The 1,785-nt window shown below is 46.3% G+C and carries 1 protein-coding gene; it reads right to left on the bottom strand.

Going from position 1 to position 1,785, the window contains the following annotated elements; genetic code table 11:
- On the bottom strand, positions 1 to 1,785 hold a 1,785-nt coding region (locus V5290_RS17160), incomplete at both ends, for a beta strand repeat-containing protein (protein WP_333388701.1).

Raw genomic sequence — 1,785 nt, 5'->3', positions numbered from 1 at the left:
AATAGAGTCAACGCTAATTAATGGAGCTGTAGTATCCACTTCAATCGTAGTGGTTGTGCTGTCCGTATGGCCTGCTTGATCACTCGCTGAAACACTGATCTCAACCTCACCTTCCGCTAAATCAGGCAAGGTATCAGCGGCTAAACTCCAAGTGCCATCGCCGTTATTAACAGCGCTGTAATCAACACCATTCACCGTGACAATGACAGTTGCTGTGTCATCATCAATGCTACCGCTTAGCGCCGGTGACGTATCATTGGTCACTAACGCATCAATACTGACATTTAAACCAATTGTATCTACTTCAACGGTGCCAGTATTCGTTGCACTATTACCCGCTGCATCACTCGCGGTCACTGTGATAACGGTTTCGCCATCATCCAATGCAGGTAAGGTATTATCCGCTAATGTCCAGGTACCATCAGTATTATTCGTTGCTGTATATTCTTCACCATCCACGGTAACAGTCACCACAACGACTGCGGTTGGATCATCAATTGAGCCAGTGATAGCAGGTGTTGTATCATTGGTAATAATGGAGTCAACTCTTACCACAGGGGCTGTTGTGTCGACTTCAATGGTTGTTGTTGTGCTGTCCGTATGGCCTGCTTGATCGCTCGCCGAGACGTTGATAACAACGTCACCTTCCGCTAAATCAGGTAAGGTATCAGCTGCTAAACTCCAAGTGCCATCGCCGTTATTAGTCGCACCGTATTCAATACCATTAACCACCACAATCACGGTGGCTGTGTCATCATCAATGCTACCGCTTAACGCTGGTGACGTATCATTGGTCACTAACGCATCAATACTCACATTTAAACCAATTGTATCTACTTCAATGGTGCCAGTATTTGTTGCGCTATTACCTGCCGCATCGATTGCTGTCACTGTGATAACGGTTTCACCATCATCTAATGTTGATAAGGTGTTATCCGCTAAAGACCAGGTTCCATCCGCATTGTTGGTTGCTTGGTATTCGATGCTGTCCACGGTTACCACAACGGCGGCCGTTGTGTCATCAACATTACCCGTTAACACTGGCGTGTTGTCAGTTGTAATAATAGAGTCAACGCTAATTAATGGAGCTGTAGTATCCACTTCAATCGTAGTGGTTGTGCTGTCCGTATGGCCTGCTTCATCGCTCGCCGAGACGTTGATAACAACGTCACCTTCCGCTAAACCAGGTAAGGTATCAGCTGCTAAACTCCAAGTGCCATCGCCGTTATTGACAGTCGTGTAGTCAATACCATTGACAGTAACAATCACAGTCGCCGTAGCATCATCAATGCTGCCACTTAACGCCGGTGACGTATCATTCGTTACTAAGGCATCGATACTCACATTTAAACCCGTTGTATCTACTTCAACGGTGCCAGTATTGGTTGCGCTATTACCTGCCGCATCGGTTGCTGTCACTGTAATAACGGTTTCACCATCATCTAATGTTGGTAAGGTGTTATCCGCTAAAGTCCACGACCCATTCGCATTGTTAGTTGCTTCGTACTCGATGTCATTAACTGTCACGATAACTACAGCAGTAGTATCATCAACATTACCCGTTAACATTGGCGTATTATCAGTGGTAGTGAGAGAGTCGACGCTAATTATTGGAGCGGTAGTATCCACTTCAATCGTCGTGGTTGCGCTATCCGTATGGCCCGCTTCATCGCTCGCAGACACACTGATCACAACGTCGCCTTCGGCTAATTCGGCAATCGTATCCGCTGCTAAACTCCAGGTGTTATCGCCGTTATTCACTGCGTTGTAATCAACACCATTGAC

The organism is Psychromonas arctica, assembly GCF_036697365.1.
Taxonomy (GTDB): Bacteria; Pseudomonadota; Gammaproteobacteria; order Enterobacterales; family Psychromonadaceae; genus Psychromonas; species Psychromonas arctica_A.
This window is presented reverse-complemented; position numbering and strand designations above follow the sequence as displayed.